Below are 4,576 nucleotides of genomic sequence, written 5' to 3' on the forward strand. Positions count from 1 at the left end.
ACCCCTGCTCCATCTGTTCACCGGGAACATTCGGATCAAGTGATTCAATGCGGTAAACCTCATAGTCCCGATCTGACAGGCCATCGACAAACTCATAAAGCATGACCTCGGTAACACCGTCACTTTGATCAACATAGACGACGCGCGGCCCGCCACTGGAAGAGCGCAGCATGCCGACGGTCGCCCATCTTCCCGCCTCGGCATGACGGATCAGTTCATCCAGGTCGTTTACACCGTTTCGGAAGATCAGGTCGCCGGGGTGCCAATCCCACTCGGCTTCCTTCATGGCCTCATAATGGCCAGGCTGGCCGAGTTCCGGCCCAGCGAGGGAATCATCCTCTTGCGCCCATGTCGGCACGCCGAAGGCGAGAACCGCAGCAGCGGCAAAAATCGTTCGTTTCATATTCATTCTGTCGTTGATCCTGCCTGCGTCACCGTAGGTCGATCCCTGAGTGACCGCAAAGGGCTCAAACTGCTCCAACTTAGAGGCCATAATCGTCGCCTCGATCCCGGCTCCGGTGACGTTCTGCCCGCTCCCGCACCTCGCGTTCCTGCATCACCTCCGCAACTCGCGTAGCAATGCGTTCACCTGCTGCACCAAGGTCTCGGACTGCGCCCGCCAAGCCTCGGTGAGCTTCGTTTGCTCGTCCAAGGCTTGCGCCAACCTCCGCTCCCTCTCGCCCATTTCCCTGAATCGCTTCTCGGTGGCCGAGGAAAGAAGTTCCAAACGCCTTGAGACGGTCTCCAAGCCCTTCAAAGCCTGCTCGGAGGCGGTCGCCAATGGCTCGAATTGAGCCAGCAAGGCCCGCTCGAACATGGTCAGCTTGTCGCTCATCCTCTATCACTCCCCTCTCGGCAGCAGGACGCAGCCCACCGTCTGGCCGCTCTGGGTGCAGTTCGCTGGCTCGCTGCCGATTGGCACGATCAGATATTTCCTGCCCTCGTGGGTGAAGGTCTGGTAGTCGCTCAGGCTCAGTTGCCCTGGACTGCTGCCGCTCCCGCTCATTGAGTGCCAGGTCAACAAGCCGCCCCCGATCAGCCAGGTCAAAATCAGCGCGATCCACCAATACCGGCTGGCCCATTTCAACGCGGTCAGGTCCGTGCTGATGTGCAGGCTCGTTGCGGTGATATCGCTCTGAATTCTGGATAGCTCGCCGGTCAACTGCTGCCTGATACCGCTCGTAAGCTTCGAGAGTTCGGCTTTCACTATCTGCTCGGTCTCGGCTGTCTGTGAGGCCGCGCGCTGGCGCAATCGCTCGGTCAAGCTCTCGGTCATAGGTCCAATCCTTTTCGTAGATCCTGCCCTTCATCCTGAACCGCTCGTCATTCGCAGGATCTTGGACGGTGATGTAATCCTTGCCCTCCCGCGTGACCTCGAGGCCGGCCTCGCGGATCGCCTGCACCATGCTGGCGCGATCCGTGACACTCTGGGACGCCACAAGGCCCGTGAGATACTCGTGAATGCCCTCCCGACCCTCTCGCAGCCTGTAGCCCTCCTGCGCCCTCTCTGGGGCCTGTGTAAGCTCTCTGGCGCGTTCCGGGTCGTCTGGCCGCGCCCAGCCGTGGGTGAGGTTCAGGGCGTCCCTGAGAGGCGCATAAGTGCTTTCCCAGCCGGGGGGCGCGATGTTCAGCGCCCGACCGCTGCAAAGCTCCATGCGCGGCGTCACGAAGTGAAGCTCTGTGCGCCCGCTCTCCGTGTGGCTGTGGCGGACCCATGTGATGTCATATTGCTCTAGGTCCAGCCCGGCGAAGGCCAGACGCTCGAAAGCATCCATTGCCTCGCGCTGTTGGTCCTCGGTGGGCGCATCCTCGGCCGCGAAGGACAGAACGCCGTGGGTGTAGGTCCACTGGCGGTCAATACTGTCGATCAGATCGCGGGTCCGGTCCATGTCACCCCGGATCACCTCGGGCAGCGCGTGGCCCCGACCTTCTTCGCGGGTCAGATACTCCGCGACCTGACGCCCGCCGCCGCGCCCGCCACCTGTGAATTTAATCAGCATCTGCGGGCCTCTCATGCGCGGCCCGGATCGCGGCAAGTTCCCGGTCGATCTCGATCAGACGCACCAGCAAGGCCACGCTCTCAAGCGGCTGGCGGCGGTTCGCGGCATGGGCAAGCTGGTTCAGGTTATTCCCGATCCGCGCAAGCTCCCGCAGCAGTTCGGGCGCTACCCTTGGAGCTTCCCGCCGCTTCCGTAGGCGCAAACCGCCAAGGGATGAGCGCACCAGTTCCGACAGAGATACCCCCTTATTCTCAGCAATTTCCTGCCAGTGCCGCTTTTCCTCCGGGGTGGTTCGTATCTCGATCCGCATGGGCTGGGCCTTTTCAGGGGGTGCAGGGGACAAAGTCCCCGCCGGGGTTTGGGGCTGGTCCCTTCGGCGCAGCCGATCGGGGGGATTGAAGGGGGGCAACGCACCCTTCACGAGCGCGAGTCCGGAACACAAAGTGTCCGGACGAGAGTATGCTCGCGATATAACCTAATAGCAAATGTCGGAAAGGGTTGGATAGCGCGATACGCTTCCCGGATTTTTTCTGATGTTCTGGACTGCTTTCCTCGGGGGAGGTGGACAGGAACTGGAAGCCTGACGCTTCACCACCTCCAGCCCTGTCCCTACGGCCCTTTTTGGTGAGAGCGGGACAGGGCTGGAGGCCCTTGCACGGATACGAATGCCCTAAGACTCTTAGGATATATGGATACGCTAGTGCATTTTGGCCGTTTTTCCCTTGCTACGTTGGAAAAAACGAAGATTGACAGTTATCCACCAGATAACTAAAGTTATCCACCAGATAACTATCGAGGCGAGGCATGAGCAGGATTCCGATTCAAGAACTGCGCCGCATGGGGGTGTCCGCAGAAGACATCGAGACGGCGAAGCTCACCCAACTGGCGCAGCGGCGGAACGGCTCCCCCGTCCAGTCCATTGGTGTTATCGTCGGAGCGGTCGAACCGCGACGGCGCACCAACCCGAACCCACCCGCCGATCTGACCGAACGTGCCATGCGTAAGCGCGGCGCCTATGATCAAGCCGCACTCTTGGCGGATCAGGCCGCGCTACGGGAAAGAAGTCCTGAACGGGCTATGATGGCACGGCAGGCATCAAAAACGCTGAAGGAACTCAGCGCAGCGCAGCAACTCGAATTTGACTTCTTCGGAGGTGGCAACGTGTCCATTGCATTCCAGTATCAGGACGCCGTGACGGAACGCCTGTTCGCGGCGGCAAAGACCCCCGCGCAAGCCTTCCACGCACAGGCCGTCCTCTGGCAAATCTGCCGGAACCTCGGCTGGCAGACATACGAATGCACCAAGACTGCCGCCGATCTGTGCGAGATCATGAGGACGAAGGCTCCTAATATGGCCGTAGCCCTCGATCTGCTGGAACAGGTGGGGGCCATTCACCGGGTGAAGCGGGGTCGAGTGAAGGTCATCACCGTGACCCCGGAAGGGGCCTTCCGGGGCAATGTGAACAACCACGCACAGGCCGTAGAGCGGTTCAAGCTGGACGTGATCGAGGGCGGAAAGTCCAGCGAGGCACCCCAATGAGCACAGCATTGTCCCCTCTGGTCTCGGAGTTTGAGACCACCGAACAGGAAGTCAGCTACACAGCATGGCTGCGGGCCAAGGTCGCGGCCAGTCTGGCCGATCCGCGCCCCGCTATCCCTCATGACGAGGTAGAGCGGCGCATGGCCGAACGCTTCGCGAAGATGCGCCAGAGGCAAAGCAAGTCCTGATGCTGCCAATCTTCTGGCTCGAAAGCGCTGACTCCGATCTCGATGAAATCACGGATTACATCGGGCAATACGACATTGGCGCAGCAGAACGCATGTGGCACCTGCTGCGATCCAGCGTCTTGCCCTTGTCTGAACACCCCTACCTGTATCGGCAGAGCGACCGGGTTCCGGGCCTGCGTCAGATCGTGGCGCATCCGAATTACATCATCCTGTATCGGGTTGCCGCTGACCGCATTGAGGTCGTGAACGTCGTCCATGCCCGCCGCCAGTTCCCCGGACAGTCCAGTTTCGGGGAAGAGCTGGTGCAGAGCGCCCGCGAGGCGCTGGACATTGCCGAGGGCAAAGCCCCGCCTGCCGCCAAGTTTCCGAGCGACGACTAGCCCCGCCGCCCGCTCGGGTCAGATCGGGCTGTAGGGCGGCGGGGCGGGTTAAAGACCGTAACCGTCAGCCATGCGGGACGAAGCTGCCACCGCCTTAGTTCGGGAAAATTCGGGTTACGGCGTCAGACGATATGATCTGACCCGGCGTCACCACCGATATTTCCTTGATCTCATTCCAACACTCTTCCTGAGACGCTGCGACAACACAGAATGGGTGCGCTTCCCAGTTCAATAACAGCGCATCCCGCAGCATCTGACTCTTCGTCACAAGCTTCTCCAGCGGAGTTGGAACACCCAAAATCACACCAAAATTCAGGGCAGCAACATATGGCAATTCTGCATTATAGTAGCCATCATTGCCCAAAAGCATCAAACTGTCGTAGGCCGCCCCGTAGGCGATGAACAGGGCGAACCTAGGCGTCGACCCCTGCTCCATCTGTTCACCGGGAACATTCGGATCAAGTGATTC

Annotated in this window: 6 protein-coding genes and 2 pseudogenes; 3 read left to right on the forward strand and 5 right to left on the reverse strand. The window is 60.4% G+C overall.

Annotated features, from left to right (window positions below):
• From ELI80_RS16335 to ELI80_RS04860, 4 genes and pseudogenes are all read right to left on the reverse strand, one after another.
• Window positions 1-493 (reverse strand): annotated as a pseudogene (locus ELI80_RS16335) (hypothetical protein); the annotation flags it as partial.
• A 63-nt stretch (window positions 494-556) separates the two neighbouring features.
• Window positions 557-835 (reverse strand): hypothetical protein, encoded by a 279-nt coding sequence (locus ELI80_RS16340; protein ID WP_236641332.1) that lies wholly within the window; start codon window positions 833-835, stop codon window positions 557-559.
• Between the two features lie 6 nt (window positions 836-841).
• Window positions 842-1,276 (reverse strand): hypothetical protein, encoded by a 435-nt coding sequence (locus ELI80_RS16345; protein WP_236641333.1) that lies wholly within the window; start codon window positions 1,274-1,276, stop codon window positions 842-844.
• A gap of 713 nt (window positions 1,277-1,989) precedes the next feature.
• A complete protein-coding gene (locus tag ELI80_RS04860; protein ID WP_136650000.1) occupies window positions 1,990-2,310 on the reverse strand; it encodes a MobC family plasmid mobilization relaxosome protein in 321 nt (106 codons plus the stop codon).
• A gap of 494 nt (window positions 2,311-2,804) precedes the next feature.
• On the opposite strand from ELI80_RS04860, the gene ELI80_RS04865 reads away from it, so the two are divergent.
• Genes ELI80_RS04865 through ELI80_RS04875 form a run of 3 tightly spaced genes read left to right on the forward strand, consistent with a single transcriptional unit; the run spans window position 2,805 to window position 4,107 of the window.
• The gene (locus ELI80_RS04865) at window positions 2,805-3,539 is read left to right on the forward strand and encodes an ArsR family transcriptional regulator (protein ID WP_136650001.1); all 735 of its coding nucleotides are present in this window, start codon (window positions 2,805-2,807) and stop codon (window positions 3,537-3,539) included.
• On the forward strand, window positions 3,536-3,727 hold the full coding sequence (relB, locus tag ELI80_RS04870; RefSeq protein WP_136650002.1) for a type II toxin-antitoxin system RelB family antitoxin: 192 nt from the start codon (window positions 3,536-3,538) through the stop codon (window positions 3,725-3,727). The genes ELI80_RS04865 and relB overlap by 4 nt, the downstream gene beginning before the upstream one ends.
• Window positions 3,727-4,107: a type II toxin-antitoxin system RelE/ParE family toxin gene (locus ELI80_RS04875; RefSeq protein WP_136650003.1), complete on the forward strand. Its 381-nt coding sequence runs from the start codon at window positions 3,727-3,729 to the stop codon at window positions 4,105-4,107. The genes relB and ELI80_RS04875 overlap by 1 nt, the downstream gene beginning before the upstream one ends.
• Before the next feature lie 94 nt (window positions 4,108-4,201).
• Here ELI80_RS04875 and ELI80_RS04880 read toward each other — a convergent pair.
• Window positions 4,202-4,576 (reverse strand): annotated as a pseudogene (locus tag ELI80_RS04880) (hypothetical protein); the annotation flags it as partial.

The sequence above is a fragment of the Paracoccus aeridis genome (genome assembly GCF_004923205.2).
Taxonomy (GTDB): Bacteria; Pseudomonadota; Alphaproteobacteria; order Rhodobacterales; family Rhodobacteraceae; genus Paracoccus; species Paracoccus aeridis.